Origin of the sequence: Streptomyces colonosanans (assembly GCF_001866645.1) — a bacterium.
Taxonomy (GTDB): Bacteria; Actinomycetota; Actinomycetes; order Streptomycetales; family Streptomycetaceae; genus Streptomyces; species Streptomyces colonosanans.
In genome coordinates this window covers 84940-104439 of sequence record NZ_MLYP01000008.1, presented here as the reverse complement: position 1 = coordinate 104439, position 19500 = coordinate 84940, and the positions used below count along the sequence as shown (strand labels likewise).

Below are 19500 nucleotides of genomic sequence, written 5' to 3'. Positions count from 1 at the left end.
GCCGTAGGTTGCTCGCGGGAGAGGAGAACCCAGCGGACGCGGAGCCGCCGAAGGCAGCACGTATCCATCCCCATGGGCGTATCCGAAAATACGTTCCCCCCCACTTTGGTGCGCTGATCCTACAAGGACGAAGTCCCGCCCCCGTCACTGGTGACGGGGGCGGGACTTCGGACAGTGCCAGGAACGGCCGTGGCTCAGTCGTTCGGCGTCGGCGTCGTCTTCTGGATCTGCATCAGGAACTCGACGTTCGACTTGGTCTGCTTCATCTTGTCGAGGAGCAGCTCGATCGCCTGCTGCTGGTCGAGCGCGTGCAGCACCCGGCGCAGCTTCCAGACGACGTTCAGCTCCTCGGCGCCGAGCAGGATCTCTTCCTTACGGGTACCGGACGCGTCCACGTCCACCGCCGGGAAGATGCGCTTGTCGGCGAGCTTCCGGTCGAGCTTGAGCTCCATGTTGCCGGTGCCCTTGAACTCCTCGAAGATGACCTCGTCCATGCGCGAGCCGGTCTCGACCAGCGCGGTGGCGAGGATCGTGAGGGAGCCGCCGTCCTCGATGTTGCGCGCGGCACCGAAGAAGCGCTTCGGCGGGTAGAGCGCGGTCGAGTCGACACCACCGGACAGGATGCGGCCGGAGGCGGGCGCGGCGAGGTTGTACGCACGGCCCAGACGCGTGATCGAGTCGAGCAGCACGACGACGTCGTGGCCCAGCTCCACCAGACGCTTGGCGCGCTCGATGGAGAGCTCGGCGACCGTGGTGTGGTCCTCGGCCGGGCGGTCGAAGGTCGAGGAGATGACCTCGCCCTTGACCGACCGCTGCATGTCGGTGACCTCTTCCGGACGCTCGTCGACGAGGACGACCATCAGGTGGCACTCGGGGTTGTTGTGGGTGATCGCGTTGGCGATCGCCTGCATGATCATGGTCTTGCCGGTCTTCGGCGGGGCCACGATCAGACCGCGCTGGCCCTTACCGATCGGCGACACGAGGTCGATGATGCGGGTGGTCAGCACGCCCGGGTCGGTCTCCAGGCGCAGACGGTCCTGCGGGTACAGCGGGGTCAGCTTGGTGAACTCCGGGCGGCCACGGCCGTGTTCGGGCGCCATGCCGTTGACGGAGTCGAGGCGAACCAGCGCGTTGAACTTCTCGCGGCGCTCGCCCTCCTTGGGCTGACGGACCGCACCCGTGATGTGGTCGCCCTTGCGCAGGCCGTTCTTGCGGACCTGGGCGAGGGAGACGTACACGTCGTTGGGACCCGGCAGGTAGCCCGAGGTACGAATGAAGGCGTAGTTGTCGAGGATGTCCAGGATGCCCGCGACGGGGATCAGGACATCGTCCTCGGCCAGCTGCGGCTCGGCGATCTCGTCGCGGCCGCGACGGCCCCGACGGTCACGGTAGCGGCCGCGGCGGCCCCGGCGACCGCCCTCGTCGTCGTAGCCGTCGTCCTGGCGGTCCTGGCGGTCCTGCTGGCCCTGCTGACGCTGCTGGCCCTGCTGACGCTGCTGGCCCTGCTGCTGGTCGTCGCCCTTGCCACGGCGGTCACGGCCGCGCTCGCGCCGGTCACGGCGGCGGCCCTCGCCGCCCTCACCGGCGTCGGCCCGGGTCTCGCCCTGCGACTGCGCCTGGGTCTCGGCCTTCGGCTCGCTCTTCGCCTCTGCGGTGACCGTCTCGGGGCTGCCGGCCTCGGCTGTGGCACGGCGCCGACGGCGCTCGGCCGGGGCGTCGTCCCCGGCGCCCTGGCCGGGGATCTCGATCTGCTTCGGGGCCACGGCCTGCGTGGGGGTACCTCCCTGCTCGAGCGAAGTCGAGAGCTTGGGGGACTGCTTCTCGGCCTTGGGCTCGGCCGGAGCGGCGGCGTCGCCGGTACGGGTCCGGGAGGTGGACCGGCGCTTCGGCTTGGTCTCGGTGGTGTCCCCGGTGGAAGACGCGGCCTTGGCCGAGGCGCCCTGGGAGGCACCCCCGGCCTGCGCCTCCTTGATGACCTCGATCAGCTGGCTCTTGCGCATACGCGCCGTGCCCCTGATGCCGAGGCCGGATGCGACCTGCTGCAGCTCGGCCAGCACCATGCCCTCGAGGCCGGTACCGCGGCGCCGCCGGGAGCCGGCACCGGTGGCAGGCGCGGAGGCGTCCGTGGCGGGCGCGGCAGCGGTCTCCTCGACACGTGCGCCCATCAGATCGGTGGTGTCGCTCACGAAGGGTCCTTCCCTGGAGCGGACGTCGGCCTGTCTGGCTCGGCGACCGGTTGTGCTGTCCGGCTTCGGTCCTGTCTGTGTGGACCGTGCCGGGGCGGTGGTCCGCCAAAAGCGGCGGGAGAAACATCTGGTGATTGGCGCTTCCCGAAGCCGCGACACCCGGTTTTGTGTCACACGGCTCGGTCACGCCGATTCCGGAGCGTGCTCGGCAATTCGCTCAGTACCCGCGTAGGACGTACTACTCGCGTACGCGATACGGAACACAGTGCGACTTGGGAGGCTCCCGGAAGAATGGTTGTCCCGGACGGGGACACGAAGCACCGCGCCATGGCTGGGTCGGGTGCTGACTTGAGATTAACACTACCGGATCCAACAAACATTCCCCCTCTCGAAACCGGCAACCGTGTGTCAGGGCGCAAGCGGCAGCACGCTCGCTCCCTGGCCGTCCAGTTCCAGTCGGTTGGCGGCCCAGCCCGCGCCCGCGAGGTCGGCCACCTTGTCGGCGCTCGCGCCGTCGGCCAGCGCCAGGACCGTGGGTCCGGCGCCGGAGATCACTGCGGGGATCCCGTCGGCCCGCAGCCGCTCCACCAGCGCGGCGCTCTCCGGCATGGCCGGAGCGCGGTATTCCTGGTGGAGGCGGTCCTCGGTGGCGGGCAGCAGCAGCTCGGGGCGCCTGGTGAGGGCCTCGACGAGCAGGGCGGCACGGCCCGCGTTGACGGCGGCGTCGACGTGCGGCACGGTGCGCGGGAGCAGCCCGCGCGCGGTCTCGGTCAGGACCGGCTTCCCGGGCACGAAAACCACCGGAACGATGGAATCTGCGGGGTCCAGGCGGATCGCCCGGGCGGCACCGCGGTCCATCCAGGAAAGCGTGAAACCGCCGAGAAGACAGGCCGCGACATTGTCCGGGTGGCCCTCGATCTCGGTGGCGAGTTCCAGGAGCGCGGCGTCGTCGAGCCGACTGTCGCCGCCTATTGTCACGGCGCGGGCGGCGACTATGCCGGCGCAGATGGCCGCAGAGGAAGAGCCGAGGCCGCGCCCGTGCGGAATGCGATTGGCGCAGACGATTTCCAGACCGCGCGGCTGCCCGCCCAAAGACGCGAAGGCGGCGCGCAGGGACCGTACAAGGAGATGGGTCTCGTCACGCGGCAGCGTCTCGCTGCCCTCACCCGCGATGTCGATGTGCAGCCCGGAGTCGGCCACCCGGACGACCACGTCGTCGTACAGCCCCAGCGCGAGGCCGAGGGCGTCGAAGCCCGGGCCGAGGTTGGCGCTGGTGGCGGGGACGCGCACCCGGACGGCGGCGGCGCGGAACGCTGGACCGGCCATCGCTCGCTGACTCTCCTTGAGCTGTGTGATGGTCGAATGACACTCGATGCGTACGGAAGACCCGAAGGCCGCAGGGACGGCGCGGCACCGCGGCATATGCGGCGGGCGGGTTCAGTACAGCCTATCGAAGGAAGGTTCTGTGGCGACATGGGGCGCACAGGAGGCGCACGATGCGTGTCGCAAGCCCGCTGTGCACCCGTCGCCGGACGCCTTACGGGAGTTGTCCCCCGTAAGCGCCCCGGTTACGCCAGTCCGAGCCGTTCGGCCGCCGTCGCCGCGTCCACCGGGACCGTGACCGGCTGCGGGGCGCCCGCGACGGCCCAGTCGGGATCCTTGAGCCCGTTGCCGGTGACGGTGCACACGATCCGCTGCCCCGGGTCGACCCTGCCCTGCTCGGCGGCCTTCAGCAGGCCGGCGACGGACGCGGCGGAGGCGGGCTCGACGAAGACGCCCTCCTGCGCGGCCAACAGCCGGTAGGCGCGCAGGATCTCACGGTCCGTCACCTCATCGATGAAACCGCCCGATTCGTCCCTGGCCTCCAGCGCGAACTTCCAGGACGCGGGGTTGCCGATGCGGATCGCGGTGGCGATGGTCGACGGGTCCTTGACGACCTCGCCGCGCACGATCGGGGCCGAACCGGACGCCTGGAAGCCCCACATGCGCGGGGTGCGCTGTGCGATGCCGTCGGCGGCGTACTCCTTGTAGCCCCTCCAGTAGGCGGTGATGTTGCCCGCGTTGCCGACCGGCAGGACATGGATGTCGGGTGCATCGCCGAGCATGTCCACGATCTCGAAGGCCGCCGTCTTCTGGCCCTCGATCCGCACCGGATTGACCGAATTGACCAGCGCCACCGGGTAGTTGTCGGACAGCGCCCGGGCGAGCGCGAGGCAGTCGTCGAAGTTGCCGTCGACCTGGAGGATCTTCGCGCCGTGCACGAGGGCCTGGCCCATCTTGCCGAGCGCGATCTTGCCCTGTGGCACGAGCACAGCCGACACCATGCCGGCGCGTACGGCGTAGGCGGCGGCGGACGCGGACGTGTTGCCGGTGGAGGCGCAGATGACGGCCTTGGCGCCCTCCTCCTTGGCCTTGGAGATGGCCATGGTCATGCCGCGGTCCTTGAAGGATCCGGTGGGGTTGGCCCCCTCCACCTTGAGGTGGACGTCGCAGCCCGTGCGCTCGGAGAGCACCTGCGCGGGCACGAGCGGCGTACCACCCTCACGGAGCGTCACGACCGGCGTGCTGTCGGACACCGGAAGCCGGTCCCGGTACTCCTCGATGATTCCGCGCCACTGGTGGGTCATTGCTGGTTACTCTCCTTCAACCCGCATGATGCTGGCGACACCCCGCACGGTGTCGAGCTTGCGCAGCGCCCCGACGGTCCCGCGAAGGGAGGCGTCGGACGCACGGTGGGTGACGACGACGAGGGAGGCCTCGCCCCCCTTGCCCGTCTGGCGAACCGTATCGATCGAGACGTCGTGCTCGGCGAAGACGGTGGCGACCTGGGCGAGAACGCCCGGTTTGTCGGCGACGTCGAGACTGATGTGGTACCGCGTGACGACGTCGCCCATGGGCGAGACGGGCAGGGCGGCGTACGCGGACTCGCCGGGTCCGGTCGTGCCGCTGAGCCGGTTGCGGCACACGGCCACGAGATCCCCGAGGACGGCGGACGCGGTCGGTGAACCACCGGCGCCGGGCCCGTAGAACATGAGCTGACCCGCGGCGTCCGACTCCACGAAGACCGCGTTGTACGCGCCGCGCACGGAGGCAAGCGGGTGGGTCAGCGGAATCATGGCGGGGTGCACGCGCGCGGTGACCGAGCCCCCGTCGGGGGCGCGCTCGCAGATGGCGAGCAGCTTGATCGTGCAGCCCATCTGCTTGGCGGAGGCGAAGTCGGCGGCGGTGACCTCGGTCATGCCCTCGCGGTAGACGTCGTCGAGGCGCACGCGCGTGTGGAAGGCGATACCGGCGAGGATGGCGGCCTTGGCGGCGGCGTCGAACCCCTCGACGTCGGCGGTGGGGTCGGCCTCCGCGTACCCCAGGGCGGTGGCCTCGTCGAGGGCTTCCTGGTACCCGGCGCCCGTCGAGTCCATCTTGTCGAGGATGAAGTTGGTCGTCCCGTTGACGATCCCGAGGACCCGGTTGACCTTGTCGCCGGCGAGGGACTCGCGCAGCGGCCGGATCAGCGGGATGGCACCGGCGACGGCGGCCTCGTAGTACAGGTCCTTGTCGGCCTGCTCGGCGGCGGCGTGGAGGGCGGCCCCGTCCTGGGCGAGGAGGGCCTTGTTGGCGGAGACCACCGAGGCGCCGTTCTCGAAGGCGGTGGTGATGAGGGTCCGTGCGGGCTCGATACCCCCGATGACCTCCACCACCACGTCGATGTCGCCCCGTTTGACGAGGGCGGTGGCGTCGGTGGTGACGAGGGCGGGGTCGATGCCCTCGCGCACCTTGGAGGGCCTCCTGACAGCGACCCCGGCAAGCTCCACGGGGGCCCCGATCCGGGCCGCGAGGTCGTCGGCGTGCGTCGTCATGATGCGCGCCACCTCTGAGCCGACAACCCCACAGCCCAGCAGCGCCACCTTCAGCGGACGCGTACGCATCATCCGACCTCGTTTCCTCATGCGGTCTACGCTTTGACCAGTGTTTTGACCAGTCTCACTCACCGGACGGGAGTTTCTGCCCTTGGTCCGGATCGTGAGACATTTATTTCGTTTTTTCGGCGGCGGACGACAGGAGATATTCCGCCGCACTTCGATGCCCGGTAAGAGCCCGTCCGGGCCCTCGCCGGGCTGCTGCACGACCGCACCCCTTGTCGCGAGCGGTCACCCGTCGCCGGACAATCACCCGACGTCGAGACGCAGGAGATCCTCCTCGGTCTCGCGGCGAACGATCACCCGGGCCTCGCCGTCGCTCACGGCCACGACGGGTGGACGGAGCGCGTGGTTGTAGTTGCTGGCCATGGACCGGCAGTACGCGCCGGTGGCGGGCACGGCGAGCAGGTCACCGGGTGCCAGGTCGGAGGGCAGGAAGGCGTCCCGCACCACGATGTCGCCGCTCTCGCAGTGCTTGCCGACGATACGGACCAGCATGGGCTCGGCGTCGGAGGTGCGGGAGGCGAGCGCGACGCTGTACTCGGCGTCGTACAGCGCGGTGCGGATGTTGTCCGACATACCGCCGTCGACGGAGACGTACGTGCGCAGCCGTTCGAGGGGCTTGATGGTGCCGACCTCGTACAGCGTGAACGCGGTCGGGCCGACGATGGCGCGCCCGGGTTCGACGGAGATGCGGGGGGTGCGCAGGCGGGCGGCCTCGCACTCGCGGGAGACGATCTCGGTCAGGGCCTTGGCGATCTCGTGGGGTTCTCGAGGGTCGTCGTCGCCGGTGTAGGCGATGCCGAGGCCGCCGCCGAGGTCGATCTCGGGAAGCTCGACGCCGTGCTCGTCACGAATGTCCTTGAGCAGCCCCACCACGCGGTGGGCGGCGACCTCGAAGCCCGACGTGTCGAAGATCTGCGACCCGATGTGGCTGTGGATGCCGATGAGTTCGAGCCCGTCGAGCCGGAGGACACGGCGTACGGCCTCGGCGGCCTGCCCGTCGGCGAGCGGAATCCCGAACTTCTGGTCCTCGTGCGCGGTGGCGATGAATTCGTGGGTGTGTGCCTCGACGCCGACGGTGACCCGGATCTGAACCCGCTGACGCGTGCCGAGGGACGAGGCGATGTGCGCGACCCGCACGATCTCCTGGAAGGAGTCGAGCACGATCCGCCCGACACCGCTCTCGATCGCCCGGGTGATCTCTTCGGTGGACTTGTTGTTGCCGTGGAAGGCGATGCGGTCGGCCGGCATGCCGGCGAGGAGGGCGGTGGTGAGCTCGCCGCCGGAGCAGACGTCGAGGTTGAGCCCTTCCTCGTGGAGCCAGCGCACGACGGCTCGGGAGAGGAAGGCCTTGCCGGCGTAGAACACGTCGGCGTCCGGCCCGAAGGCGGTGCGCCAGGCCCGCGCCCGGGCCCGGAAGTCGGCCTCGTCGATGAAGTAGGCGGGGGTGCCGAACCGCTCGGCGAGCGTCCTGACGTCGACTCCGCCGACGGTCACGATGCCGTCGGCATTGCGGCATACGGTCTGGGCCCACACCTTGGCGTCGAGGGCGTTGAGGTCGGTCGGCGGGGCGGAGTAGTGGCCCTCGGGCAGGACGTCGGCGTAGCGGGGCCCGGCGGGGTGTGCGGAACGGCTCATGTCGGTCTGGGCTTTCTCGCGAGTCTCAGAGGTATTCGGGGGCGCTGATGCCGAGCAGGGACAGGCCGCCGGCCAGCACCGTCCCGGCGGCTTCGGCGAGGGCGAGCCGGGACCGGTGGGTGGCCGAGGGTTTCTCGTCGCCGAGCGGGAGCACGCTGTGCTGGAAGGCGAGCAGGGCATCGGCGACGGCGATGAGATGCCGGGCGAGCCGGTCGGGCGCGCGGTGGGCTGCCGCCTGGGTGAGGGCGTTGGGGTACTCGGCGAGGGAACGGACGAGGGGGGCGGCTTCGGGTACGTCCGGTACCTCACCGGGGACGCCGTCGAAGCCCAGCCGAGCGGCGTTGCGGCCGAGCGCACGGGCACGGGCGTGGGCGTAACGGACTCGGAAGAGAGGGTTGCTCTCGCGTTGCAGCAGGTGGTCGGCGGTGATCCGGGGCCGGTCGTGGGCGGCGGGGTGCAGCAGGGCCCAGCGGGCGGCGTCCGGGCCGAGGGGGGCGGGGTCCTCGGGCGCCGGGACCGGCCGCAGATCGCACGGCTCGCCGGGCCGCGCGTGGCCGACCTCGGCACGACCGCCCTGGGTGGCGATGATCCGGACGAGGGTGTCGGCGATGACTTCGGCGCGGATGTCGTAGGGGACGCGGAGGGGGACGACGTGGTTGAAGAGGGTGAGGGTGTGGCCGTAGGGGCTGCTGTGGCCACTGTCGCCGCTACCGATGACGGCTTCGCCGGCTTCGTTGTCGGCCTCCGCGTCGTTGTCGGCCTCCGCGTCGTTGTCGGCCTCCGCGTCGTTGTCGGCCTCCGCGTCGGCTTCGTTGTCGGCCGCGTCGCCGCGGTGGAGGATCTCGCGGACAAGGGCGGCGGTGGCATTGGCCGGTTCGAGGTGGATGTTGAGGAAGCCGGGGCCGGTGATCTCGACGTCGGCAACGCCCGCCGTGTCGCTGATGTGGGGTCGCAGGATCTCGGCGACCTGGAGGGCCGACCGCCCGGCGGGCCGGGCGAGCTGGAGGGCGATGTTGGTGGCGTAGTCGCCACAACCACCGGGCCCGGGCGGAGCAACCACGGTACGTGCGGGCACCGACACGCTCAGCTCCCCGCCATCCACAGCACGACGCACCGCGCACAGCACGGTACGGGAGAGCTCGACGGGGGTCACGGGACAAGGGTATGGGAGGAGGGTGGTGGGCATGCGAGTGGATTAAGGCGGGGCTGGGTGTGAACGGGGGTGTGAACGAGGCGAGGTGAGCCATGGCGACCGGCACCCGACGAGCCGCGCGCCCCGCACGCCCTGCGCGGGGCGTGACCGATGCGCGACCGGTCACGGTCAGTCACGGTCGATCATGGCCGTTCAGCCGCCCGCCCACCCCGCATGTCCGGCGCGTCCCGCACGACCGACGTGCCCACGGCTCTCCATCAACTCCTTCACGACCCGCACGAGTTCGGACGGATCGAAGGGCTTGGCGAGAAAGGCGTCGACGCCGACATCAAGGCCGCTCGCGACCTCGTACTGCGTACAGGCGCTGATGATGGCGAGGGGCAGATCGCGTGTGCGGGGGTCGGAGCGGAGCCGCGCGGCGGTCCGCAACCCATCGAGGCGGGGCATGACCACATCGAGGGTGACCACATCGGGCCGCACCTGATGCACGACGTCCAGACACTCGGCACCATCGGCCGCGGTCACGACCTCAAGACCCTCCAACTCGAGGTTGACCCTGATCAGCTGCCGGATGACCTTGTTGTCGTCCACAACAAGCACCCGGCCGGACGCGCCTGGCACAACTCGAGAGTAGGTGGGCGCAAGGGGCCGCGTCCGGGTTTTCCCCACTTCCACCCCGCCCGAGGACCACCCGCTACGGGACCACCCGGTAAACCATTCATGACGACCCCGAAAGAGCTGGTAGGGTTCTACCCGTCGCCGCAGAGAGCAGCCGACACGCCCCCGTAGCTCAGGGGATAGAGCAACGGCCTCCGGAGCCGTGTGCGCAGGTTCGAATCCTGCCGGGGGCACTCGCCCAGGACCAGCGAAAATCATGCGCTGACCAGGGCGGATGCCGACATGAGAGAGCGGGAGTCAGTCTCACTGACTCCCGCTCTTTGTCATTGTCTCTCAGTGATCGCGACACACCTCCGACACACTCGTCCGGCCATGCTGCCCTTCTTCGCCAACGCCTTCGCGATCACCGCCTTGGCCGCTTCCTCGTGGCCGTCGATGCAGCCACGCCCGGGTCGACCGACTCGACGAGGCCGAAGCCCCAAGCGAGGAGTCGGCCACACGACGTTCCGCCGCATCACCGAGGCTCTGAACCTCAGCGGATTGCAACGCGACGAGCTTCGCCGGCTCCTCATCGACAGGCGACCGAAGTAGTACGCGGCGCCCCTGTGGCACATCCCTGCTGAAGCCTGAGTAACAACTTTCTCTACTGGTTCAAGAGCTCGCTTCGCTCGCCGTCGCTCCCGGCCTCCTGAACTGCAAGCAGTCCGATCGGAGATCGGAGGTGCCGCGCACAGCGCGGCGTCGCCGCCGCCGCGCCGCACCTCCTTGCCTTCGTCACCGGGGCCGCGCGCCGTCGCCCGCCCGCGCCCACAAGGGGGCGAAGACCAGGCCGGGACTGGGCTGAGACGGCACAGCCGAGGTCAGAACAGTGCCTCCGGTGGGGGATCGGCCGGCACCGGGATGGAGGGGGCGCCGTCCCCGACTGCGAGTTCGTTGTGGTGCGCGTGGGGTGCTCCCATCCCGTCCAGCGCCGACCCAGGCAGAGCCGAGCAGACGCGGCCCCTGGCGTCCAGGTCGTTCGTACATTGGCGCGCTCCACCTGGACGCCAGGAACCACGCCCGCTCCACGGCGTGTGGGTCGACGGCGGACGGGATGGGAGCTGGGGAGGGTGATGGATTGAGGTGGGGTCGCTGACACGCGCTATTCACGGGCGGGCGAAAGGCTTCCGGCAAGGCGCTGTGCCAAGGGTTGGATACAGTCCAGACTGGACCCATGGCCAAGGGCGAGCATCGTGCAACCTTCAAAGAGATCATGGATTCTCTGGACCCCAGGAGCACCCATGAGGTCTGGCTCTCCGTCGTGAACACTGGCGTGATCGACGGTTGGGCCGGAGGTACCTGGCACCTGACCGGAAAAGAACTGGACGTACGAGTCGCCCGACGACTCGCGATCAGCGCCGACTTCATGGTGTTGGGACGCGGGGGCAGCACTCAACTGGAGGATGTGCCCACCGAGCAGCGCGCCGCAGTCTGGGAGAAGGCCAGCCGACGTTACGAGGGTCCCGGCGGCAAGGTCGAAGGTCCCGAATGGCCGGAGGAACCGCTCTACTGCGCCTTCAAGTTCGTCTCGGAGGATGGACGAAACCTGCTGCTGATTGACGAGTCGTGCTGAAGTGACGCAGCGCCGAGGGAAACCCCGGCCACATACCCGTTGCGTGCCCGAATCAAGGGGAGCGGCGGCGAACGACGGAGAGTCACAGCAAGGGCCGACCATCGCCGCAAGTCAGCGAAGTGCCAGATCAGTCTTGACCAGCAACCGGACTCTTCCAAACAGGCGCTCCACCGACCTGCATCGGCGTGTGAGCGCTGGGCCGCAGGATCCGCAAGAAGCGCTAGCTTCTGCTGACATCCACGGGTGACATCAACAGCACCGGACGCGGGCACCCATACGCGGCCCGGCACGTTCGACCCGACCGGGTACTGACGCCACCGGGCAGGGCTCGGATCGAACTCCTAAAGCGGGTGTCCCAGGTTCGAATCCTGCCGGGGGCACCATCACAACGGCAACATTCGACGGCAGCCGCCTCCGGTGCCGACAGGCCGAGTCATCGAGTGGGCTTCATGACGAGCCCGAGTGCGACCAGTCCAAGGCCGACCGCGAGCAACGACGGGGAGCGTGAGTTCCAGCTCACCAGCATGAGCAGGGCTCCGGCTCCCCACAGTCTGGGGTGCCGCACCAGCCGGGGAAGCCACTGACCCGGCATACGGCCGAGAAACAGCGCATGCACTCCCAGGACGGCCCAGCCAATGGCCACGGTGACCAGCACCAGGCCCAGAACACCGAATATGAACATCCCCATCCCGTCTCCCGGGCCAATCACAGCTCCGCCAGCAGTCTCTCAGGCAGTCGACAGACGGTGTGGGAGAGTCGGTCCCTGCGGGCGGATCGTCTCCCGCAGGGAAGACGTGCGGGCCGACAGCTGCACATCACCTTGAAGCTTCCCCTTGATCGTGGACACCTGGAGACTGGGACCTGAGGTTCCAGAGGAAGTAGCACCAGGTGGGAAACAAGTACACGAAGCGGTACACCGAGGAGTTCAAGCGGGACGCGATCGCGCTCGTCGACTCCTCGGGCAAGACGGTCACCGCCGTGGCCCGGGAACTCGGCATCAGCTCCGAGTCCCTGCGCGGCTGGTATCGCAAGGCCAAGACGGACCAGGGCGAGGGCGAGTCCGGCGAGTTGACCATCGCGAGGCATCGAGACCATCTTCTTGTCAGCGGGCGACGATGACGTCGCCCGGATCTATGCCCGGCTCGGCTTCCGAGCCATGGCCACGGCGCTGATCGCCGAGCCCGCCGAGTAGCCCCTGGCCGGCAGGCCGCCACCCGTGACGCTTCGACGGCCGTACGGGTTGGGCGGATTATGACGTCAGCTTGGGCCCGTGCGGCCTTGTCTCATCCTGCCTTCTGCGGCCTGTCTCGTGCACATCTCGGCGGACTGATCGAGGAGTTGGCCACTCCCTGGACCGCTCGGTGCGAGTCCGCGCTGCGCGAGTGGCGAGGAGGCGAACGCAAGCGGGCAGCCGGAGCCGGGCCGCACCGCCATCTGGTCTTCACCGACCGCGTGCTGGTCACTTTGGCCATCCTGCGCTTGCAATTGCCGCATGCGGTGCTTGCCGAACTGTACGGAGTGAGCCGACCCACGCAGGCGACCTGCCAGCCCGCACGCCTCAACCTCAATCGCGAACCAAGTCGTAAGCGCCACCAGCCGGTGTGGAAGTCGGCCGCGGACGAAATCGAGGAGACGAATCCCCAAACCAGCGGCGAGAGCGCAGCGACCGGGATAGAAGGCAGTGGCGCGCTCCACCTGGACGCCAGGAACCACGCCCGCTCCACGGTGTGTGGGTCGACGGCGGACGGGATGGGAGCAGGGGTGAGTAGTGGGTTGAGGCGTGGAGCGATCTGTCACCGTCGGGGAATGTTGCACTTGGCCAGGTCACGACTGCGACCATTGAGGAGTGACTTCAACTCCCCTATGGGTACCGCTAGTAGTCGCTGGTGTCGGCGTCGTAGCGACGCTGGTCGCAGGGACTGTTGGCGCTTTGATCACGCAGCGCTGGTCAGACCGTCGTGAAACAGTCGCCTGGGAGCGTGAGCGACAGCGCGAGCGCGAAAGCTGGGCTCGCGAAGACGAGGCCCGCACCTTCGAGCACCGCAGACAGGCGTACGTGGAGTTCTATGAAGCGGTAAAAGCTCTGGCCAGGACCGCTTACGACCATTGCTACGGCTTCACAGAAGAGCCTGAGCTGGAAGAGGGCTGGCAGTCTGATGCTTTCGCCAAGCTCGCGCAGTTGCAGTTCTACGCCGATCGGGCCGTGGCCGCTGCTGCTTCCGCTGCCTACGGTGCCGCCTGGTCGTGGGGTCAGTACGGGGTACATGATGCTCCCGACGACCCTAGCTTCTACGAGCGGCAGCAGAAGTTCGACGAGGCTGAGCTTGAGATGCTCCTCCTGATGCGAGAGAGCCTGTCGATTCCGGAAGCTGACCTGACACTTCCACCTCCCGGCTACAGCCACCAGGGGGACCAAGGCGGAGACGAAGGGCCAGGCGACGAGAGCTACGGATCAGAAGGTGCCCGTGCCCCTGCCGTGCCCGTTCGACCGGTAACTGACAGGGAACCACGGTGATTGACGGACAGCGCACATGAGAGCGGCCCCCGACCGATCTACCTGGTCAGGGGCCGTTCACCTGCGGTGGGTGTGGGATTTGAACCCACGGTGACTCGCGCCACGACGGTTTTCAAGATCGACACAGTTTTGACCTGGCCAATTGCCTCCCCGTTGGCATCATTCTGGCCATACCCTTAGCTGTCATGGACCAGGGACTTGCGGCTCTACTGGGAGCATCTGTGGGCGCAGTCGCAACCACTGCCGGTGCCGGATTGGCTTTTGGGGCAGCAGTCAGGCAGACGAGGATCCAGGCACGAGCTGAGCACGCGCAATGGCGGCGGCAGGTACGTCGAGACGCGCCTGGTCGGTCGGCGCACCCGCCGTCATGGCCGGCGGTCGTCGGCTCAGGTTCATGCGGACCGTTCGATGGTGGCCGCCGTCGACCAACAACCGGATCCGCGATTCAGCCCCGGCGACCCACCGCGTGAGCGGCAATCCCAAACGAGCCACCAAGCGGTTGAAACCCGGATAGAGTCCCCTGCACTTGTCCGACTTCAAAGGGGGGGTCCCTTTGCGCGCTCGTCTTGCCGCCTCAGCCATAGCTGTCGCCGTTGCCGGCGTCTTCTTCAGCGCACCGACCGCATCCGCGGCAACGTTGCCGTCCACCAACACCGCCCACCACTGCGTCCGCCACACCACGGGCGTATGCGGCTGGACACACCACCAAAAGCCCAAGGACAAGTACGAGACCGCGAAGTGCGTGGATGCCACGCTGTCCTACTCGCGGCACTCTCAGGGCACTTGCTCCCACCACCATGGCGTCCGCTACTGGTTCAAGTAGGCCGCCGAGCAAGTGCAGCAAGAGGCGGGGCATGAAGTGTGGGTGAGTGTCTAAATGCGTGACAACGCCGACAGACAGCGGCGGACGAGCGCGGACGCCTGCGGACAATCGCAGCAGGTGAGAGGTACACCGGCCCAAGGTCCGGCACCCGCCCGAGTTGCTTCGGGACGAAGAGGTCGTGGGTTCAAATCCCGCCACCCCGAACCTGGTTAGTGGCCCATTCGCATGATTGCGAATGGGCCCTCTTCTTGCCGTCCTTCTGCTTGCTCCCGCCCAGAGCCTTCCGGGCTTCCGCAGCGCTCGCCGACTGCAGGCGCGTGGAGGGCGAGGGTTGTGCGCCCATCCCGTCCACCATCAGCCCAACAGAGCCGAGCAGACGTGGATAAGTTAGCCGCAAAACTCCTTCAGTCGCCCCCATAGCCCAGCCGCGTCCTCGACGTCCTGCTCACCGGCGAGGAGGTATTTCCACGTGACCCCTTGGACCTGCGGGGAGGAGTTGGCTGTATTGGCCCACTTCTTCGCTGCGCGCCGTTTGGCCTGGACTTCCGCAGTGGGCATGTCCTTGTCGCTCTTCGTCTCCACGAGCCAGCCGAAGCGTTTCCCGTCGATCTCCTCGATGACGACGAAGTCCGGGTTGTAGTTCCGGCCGTCCGTGGTCCACTGGATCGGCACGTCGTTGTTGTGCAGGCGCGCCCAGACGACGACGGAGCTGCTGCTGTCGATCAGACCCGCCGCCTGGAACTCGGGAGTGCTGTCGAACCAGGCGTGGCTGTACAGGTTCTTCTGCCATCCGTTGAACGCCAGGGCCTTGTCGAAGGTGCCGTCTGCGTGTCCGGCTTCCTGTTTCCGCTGCGCTTTGCGGGTTTTGTCGATCGCCAGCCATTCGACATCGTCGGTGTACGTGATCTGGGTGGGGTTGAAGTCCCGGAGTGTCTTGCTGATCTGCCTGGCGAGTCGCTGCCCGCATACCTCGACGAAGGCCGACAGCAATTCCTGGGCCTCGTCGCCCATGGCCTCGATGACGCAGTCGACGATCCTCTCTGCGGCCCCGAGTTCGTTCTTACGGTTCGGTACATCCTTGGCCGACATGACGCGGCGTATGAGTGCCTTGCGGGTCTCCGAGAGCGGGATGTCCAGGGGCAGAGCGGCCTTTATCGAGTCTCGGGCTGTCTCCGCGCGGACCTGGGCCTTTTGCCAGTTGTGGCTCGCGGACAACTTGGTGCGGCGCAGATCATCGGAGTGCTCGGTGGCCAGAGCCCGCCCGAGGCGCTGGAACGGCCCGTAGTCCTCCGGGTCGATGTCGTTCAGGCTGACCGTTGTCGGCTGGGATACGGACATGAGACGGGGGATCACGATCGGCTCCCGGTCCGGCAGCGGCGGGTACTCAATGATCGTGTCGGACTGGGCGTCCTTCCTCGCCTGGCGTGCCCGGCTCTCCTGGTCCACGATCTTGACGTTGGGAGTTGCGGCTGCCGATCCCGGGGCTGACTTGAGATCGCCCAGCTCTGGCGACAACAAGAACCCTTCGCTGATTGCAGGTTCTCCGGTCTGGGCGGGTTCGGAAGGCCGAGGAGCCGGGATGACCGGGCCGGGCGCGGGGATTGCCGTCTGGCGGACCTCCAAGCTGCCGTCGGCCGCTCTCCGTAACTGCGCGTAGGTACCGTAGTCGATGAACGCCTCGTTGAGGACGCTGCGCTTCTTCAGCAGGTCACCGTACTTCTCGTGGGCCAGGACCTCTAGGGTGTCGAGGAACTCCACCTGTGTATAGCGCCCGAAGGGAAGCCGCATGCCGCGGCCGAGGGTCTGCTCGGTCAGCACCGTGGAAACGGAGGCGCGCATGGATGCGATGACGTAGACGTTCTTGACGTCCCATCCTTCCTTGAGCATCCCTATGCTGATGATGATCCGCACGGGCGAGTCGGGTTCCTCCACCGCCTGCAGGTCAGCGAGGGCCTTCTCCTTCTCGTCGCCTCTCAGCTTCGAGTGCACGAGCAACGTCTTGCCGACCCAGGCGCCAGCGTCGAAGGAGCTGGAGTCAAGGACGTCTTGGTACTCCCTCGCCTCTTCAATTGATCCGGCGATGACCAGCATGACCGGGTTCACCGGCGGCAGGTCATGCTCGGTGCAGTACGCGTCGGCCGCTGCGCCCTTGTACCGCAGAAGGTTGACGCCATCGAGGAGCTTAGTTTCCGTGTCAGTGCGGTCGTCGCGGCGCGCGACCATCACCGGGGTCTTGACCAGTTCGTCCGCGATGGCTGCAGCAAGCGGATACCTGAACGCGATCAGGTCTTCATCGGCCCTGACCGGTGTGGCGGTCAGGCCGACCACGAGTTCCGGCTTGAGGTCGGTGAGGGTCCGGGAGAAAGCCGGCCCGCGGTAGCAATGGTGCTCATCGGCGAGGATCACCAAGTCGTTGAGACGGGCGAGGCGTTCGAAGAACGAGGCGCCCAGGTTCTCGGAGTGGACATGGGTGGCGCGACCCTCGCCCGTGGACGTGGTCAGCGCCTGAACGGTGAAGATGTACAGCTTGGTGACTCTCGCATCGTCCATGGCAACCCTGGTGGCCGGCTCGTTGAAATTGTCGGCCGTGACGACGTACGGGTCCGAGCGCATCACCGGCCGAAGTGATTTGGGGTTGCCGGGCGTGAAATTCTGAACCGACTTACCGCGGATGGTGCGGCCGGGTGCCAGTAGGAGGAAGTTCCGTGCCGGACTCTCGGCGCCTGCCAGGTACTCCATGAGCCCGGCCATCACATAAGTCTTCCCGACACCGGTCGCCGAGTCGACGATGCATTCGAAGGGGTCGGTGCTCTCCTGGACGTCGTAGTGATCGGAGGCGCGGAGGATCACCGACTCGATGGCCTTGCGGTTGGGTTCACGCAGGTCGAGACGGTGTGCTACCTCGCCGAGGAGATCGGCCTGAAATCGCAGTTCCCCCATCAGACCCTCTCCCTCTCGGCTGCTGCGGCGGCGGAGTCACTCGTCTCCGTGGTGGTACGGGGAAACGGTACGGTCCGGCCGGCCCCGAACGGAGCCTTCGAGGCGGACCTGCGGCGGTAGTTGTCCAGGACCTTGTCCGGGATCAGTTCGAGCTTGGAGCCGGGTCGGTCAACCCTCAGTGTCTCGGTTGCCTCGCTGTCGATCTGGGTGGCCCAGATCTCGACGACCTCCCCCTCGGGCAGCCGGTCGAGGACGGACGCGATGGTTCCTTTCCCGACCATCCCGTCGATCACGAGATAGCGGGTGCGGCCCTGGCGACCGGCGAAGATGTCGTCAGGCTCATAGGGCACAGACAGTTGAGCGCACATCGCCTCGGCGATCGCCCCCTGGGTTGCCCAGTCGGCGAGCACGACGATGCCGGCGACCTCCTCGAACATGGAGTCCCCGACGCGCAGGTGCGTGAAGCCGCCGCCCCCATGCCAGTTCAGGGTCGTGACGTTCTTGGTCTTGGTAGCGGCCTTCAACGCCTTGATTGTCTTCTCGTCGAGCTCAACCGGACTTGCCTTTGCCACCTTGCTGAGCAGTCGGTTGAACTCCTGCGCTTCCTCAGGAGACATCCTTTCGGGTAGCTCCACGTCGTCTTCGTCGTCACCGGCGACCGCGGCTATTCGCTCGGTGATACTGGTGACGCCTCCGGGATCCTCTCCATTGACGACCTTCGTCAGGCGAGGAAGCAGGAATCGGCTCACGTTGGAGGCGAGCAGCTCGCAGGTCACCCATCGGCGCGCCATCTTGTGGGCGACCGCCGCTGTCGTGCCGGATCCACCGAAGCAGTCCAGGACAATGTCGCCTGGGAGCGACCCGATATGAACAATGCGGGCGATCAGCTGCTCCGGCTTAGGGGTGGCAAAGGGGTGCTCGTCCGGGAAGAGGGCACTGATCTCCTTCTTCCCGCGTAGATTGCCGCCGACTTCACTGCCCAGCCAAAGAGTCTCCGGGACGCGGCCATTGTCCTCCAGGTGCCTCTTACGCTGGAGTCGCTCCCGAAGACCAAGCATGACAAGGTCTGGCCAGAGGCCTGCGTCATACCGCGCTCGTGCCTTCGCTGCAGCCTCCTCGAGCGGAACCGAAAGCGTGATCGCGGGCACTGCGGGCTTCACTTTGTCCGGCGTGGTCCCGCAGATCCTGGCCCGCTCTGTCTCGTCATGAATGTCGCGAAGTTCATATGGGGCATACTCGGACATTTGCTCTAGCATCCACGCCTGCGCCTTGCGCCAGCAGCAGCCCGGCCGCGGATACATCAATTTCCCCGTGACCGGGTGCTCGATCGCGTAGACCATCGGCTGGTTCGTCGATGCCTTGCCCGCGGTTGCGTCACCGTCACGCCAGGGGATCGGGTCACCGTCCCTCGACTTGTAACGGGAGGTGTTCGAGACGGCGAGCCTCGGCATCCGGTTAGGTCTCCACAGCCCGCTCTTGCGGTAAACGAGGATTGTGTCTTGGGACGTCGAGAGCAACTTGGCGTCGCCTCGAGGTGAGGCCACCTTCTGCCAGGCGATTTCGGCAACGAAGTTGTCCTCTCCCAGCTCCTCGTCCAGGACCACGCGACACCGGTGGGACTCCGTGTGGTCCAGATGAACCCACACGGAGCCGTCCTCGGCCAGCAGCGGCTTGATCTGGCGGATGCGATCCCTGAGAAGAGTGAGCCAAATTGAGTGCGCGATGCTGTCCTCGTACTGCGTGAACGCCTGACCGGTGTTGAACGGGGGATCGATATAGACCAGCTTCACCTTGCCGAGGTAACGGTCGGCGTATGCCGGGATCTTTGCCAGAGCATCCAGAACGTGCATGGCGTCGCCGGTGACGAGGACATTGTCCTCGGTCGGCTTCGGCAGCTCCGTCGACCGCTCCTGCGGCGTGGCAGCCGCGAACCGCTCGACCTCGTGAAGTAACCGGACCTCGGAGACTCGGTGGTCCGACGCGTCGACGAAGGTGTAGTCGTACCGACCGTCCCCTGTAGATAGGAGGGTCTTGTCCTTGTCGGTCCAGGTCAGCTCCAGTCGCCCGCGGTGACGAGGCGTTAACTTTGTTGCCATGC

14 protein-coding genes and 1 tRNA gene are annotated in these 19500 nt (G+C 67.4%); 5 read left to right on the top strand and 10 right to left on the bottom strand.

Annotation, left to right across the window (positions count from 1 at the left end; all coding sequences use genetic code 11):
• Window positions 1–194: 194 nt before the first annotated feature.
• The 7 genes from rho to BIV24_RS04205 all read right to left on the bottom strand — a co-directional run bounded on the left by rho (window position 195) and on the right by BIV24_RS04205 (window position 9569).
• The gene (rho, locus tag BIV24_RS04235; protein ID WP_071364763.1) at window positions 195–2186 is read right to left on the bottom strand and encodes a transcription termination factor Rho; all 1992 of its coding nucleotides are present in this window, start codon (window positions 2184–2186) and stop codon (window positions 195–197) included.
• Window positions 2187–2594: 408 nt separating this feature from the next.
• Window positions 2595–3512: a homoserine kinase gene (gene thrB, locus BIV24_RS04230; RefSeq protein WP_071364762.1), complete on the bottom strand. Its 918-nt coding sequence runs from the start codon at window positions 3510–3512 to the stop codon at window positions 2595–2597.
• Window positions 3513–3754: 242 nt separating this feature from the next.
• Window positions 3755–4813 (bottom strand): threonine synthase, encoded by a 1059-nt coding sequence (thrC, locus tag BIV24_RS04225; RefSeq protein ID WP_071364761.1) that lies wholly within the window; start codon window positions 4811–4813, stop codon window positions 3755–3757.
• Between the two features lie 6 nt (window positions 4814–4819).
• Window positions 4820–6109 (bottom strand): homoserine dehydrogenase, encoded by a 1290-nt coding sequence (locus BIV24_RS04220; protein ID WP_071364829.1) that lies wholly within the window; start codon window positions 6107–6109, stop codon window positions 4820–4822.
• A 240-nt stretch (window positions 6110–6349) separates the two neighbouring features.
• Window positions 6350–7741: a diaminopimelate decarboxylase gene (gene lysA / locus BIV24_RS04215; protein WP_071364760.1), complete on the bottom strand. Its 1392-nt coding sequence runs from the start codon at window positions 7739–7741 to the stop codon at window positions 6350–6352.
• A 25-nt stretch (window positions 7742–7766) separates the two neighbouring features.
• A complete protein-coding gene (nrtL, locus tag BIV24_RS04210) occupies window positions 7767–8894 on the bottom strand; it encodes an ArgS-related anticodon-binding protein NrtL (protein WP_071364759.1) in 1128 nt (375 codons plus the stop codon).
• A 192-nt stretch (window positions 8895–9086) separates the two neighbouring features.
• Window positions 9087–9569 (bottom strand): response regulator, encoded by a 483-nt coding sequence (locus BIV24_RS04205; protein ID WP_079167993.1) that lies wholly within the window; start codon window positions 9567–9569, stop codon window positions 9087–9089.
• Window positions 9570–9673: 104 nt separating this feature from the next.
• Between BIV24_RS04205 and BIV24_RS04200 the strand changes: the two genes are divergently transcribed.
• Both BIV24_RS04200 and BIV24_RS04195 read left to right on the top strand, forming a co-directional pair.
• Window positions 9674–9745: transfer RNA gene (locus tag BIV24_RS04200), tRNA-Arg, on the top strand.
• A gap of 980 nt (window positions 9746–10725) precedes the next feature.
• The gene (locus BIV24_RS04195) at window positions 10726–11124 is read left to right on the top strand and encodes a hypothetical protein (RefSeq protein WP_071364757.1); all 399 of its coding nucleotides are present in this window, start codon (window positions 10726–10728) and stop codon (window positions 11122–11124) included.
• Between the two features lie 433 nt (window positions 11125–11557).
• On the opposite strand, the gene BIV24_RS04190 is transcribed toward BIV24_RS04195, so the two are convergent.
• A complete protein-coding gene (locus BIV24_RS04190) occupies window positions 11558–11812 on the bottom strand; it encodes a hypothetical protein (protein ID WP_071364756.1) in 255 nt (84 codons plus the stop codon).
• 200 nt (window positions 11813–12012) lie between these two features.
• On the opposite strand from BIV24_RS04190, the gene BIV24_RS04185 reads away from it, so the two are divergent.
• The 3 genes from BIV24_RS04185 (at window position 12013) to BIV24_RS31260 (ending at window position 14462) form a co-directional block, all read left to right on the top strand.
• Window positions 12013–12243 (top strand): transposase, encoded by a 231-nt coding sequence (locus tag BIV24_RS04185; RefSeq protein WP_071364755.1) that lies wholly within the window; start codon window positions 12013–12015, stop codon window positions 12241–12243.
• Between the two features lie 811 nt (window positions 12244–13054).
• On the top strand, window positions 13055–13639 hold the full coding sequence (locus tag BIV24_RS04180) for a hypothetical protein (RefSeq protein ID WP_071364754.1): 585 nt from the start codon (window positions 13055–13057) through the stop codon (window positions 13637–13639).
• A gap of 553 nt (window positions 13640–14192) precedes the next feature.
• Complete coding sequence (locus tag BIV24_RS31260) at window positions 14193–14462, top strand: DUF3761 domain-containing protein (RefSeq protein ID WP_245766666.1); 270 nt, start codon at window positions 14193–14195, stop codon at window positions 14460–14462.
• A 387-nt stretch (window positions 14463–14849) separates the two neighbouring features.
• Here the strand turns inward: BIV24_RS31260 and BIV24_RS04175 are convergent, their stop codons facing one another.
• Window positions 14850–17402, bottom strand: a complete 2553-nt coding sequence (locus BIV24_RS04175) for a DEAD/DEAH box helicase family protein (protein ID WP_071364753.1) — start codon at window positions 17400–17402, stop codon at window positions 14850–14852.
• Window positions 17402–19498, bottom strand: a complete 2097-nt coding sequence (locus BIV24_RS04170; RefSeq protein WP_071364752.1) for a site-specific DNA-methyltransferase — start codon at window positions 19496–19498, stop codon at window positions 17402–17404. The genes BIV24_RS04175 and BIV24_RS04170 overlap by 1 nt, the downstream gene beginning before the upstream one ends.
• Between the last annotated feature and the right edge of the window lie 2 nt (window positions 19499–19500).

Coding starts and splice junctions, on each gene's coding strand:
- thrB (WP_071364762.1), bottom strand. CDS start 3,512: ATGGCCGGTCCAGCGTTCCGCGCCGCCGCCGTCCGGGTGCGCGTCCCC.
- thrC (WP_071364761.1), bottom strand. CDS start 4,813: ATGACCCACCAGTGGCGCGGAATCATCGAGGAGTACCGGGACCGGCTT.
- BIV24_RS04220 (WP_071364829.1), bottom strand. CDS start 6,109: ATGCGTACGCGTCCGCTGAAGGTGGCGCTGCTGGGCTGTGGGGTTGTC.
- lysA (WP_071364760.1), bottom strand. CDS start 7,741: ATGAGCCGTTCCGCACACCCCGCCGGGCCCCGCTACGCCGACGTCCTG.
- BIV24_RS04195 (WP_071364757.1), top strand. CDS start 10,726: ATGGCCAAGGGCGAGCATCGTGCAACCTTCAAAGAGATCATGGATTCT.
- BIV24_RS04190 (WP_071364756.1), bottom strand. CDS start 11,812: ATGGGGATGTTCATATTCGGTGTTCTGGGCCTGGTGCTGGTCACCGTG.
- BIV24_RS04175 (WP_071364753.1), bottom strand. CDS start 17,402: ATGGGGGAACTGCGATTTCAGGCCGATCTCCTCGGCGAGGTAGCACAC.
- BIV24_RS04170 (WP_071364752.1), bottom strand. CDS start 19,498: ATGGCAACAAAGTTAACGCCTCGTCACCGCGGGCGACTGGAGCTGACC.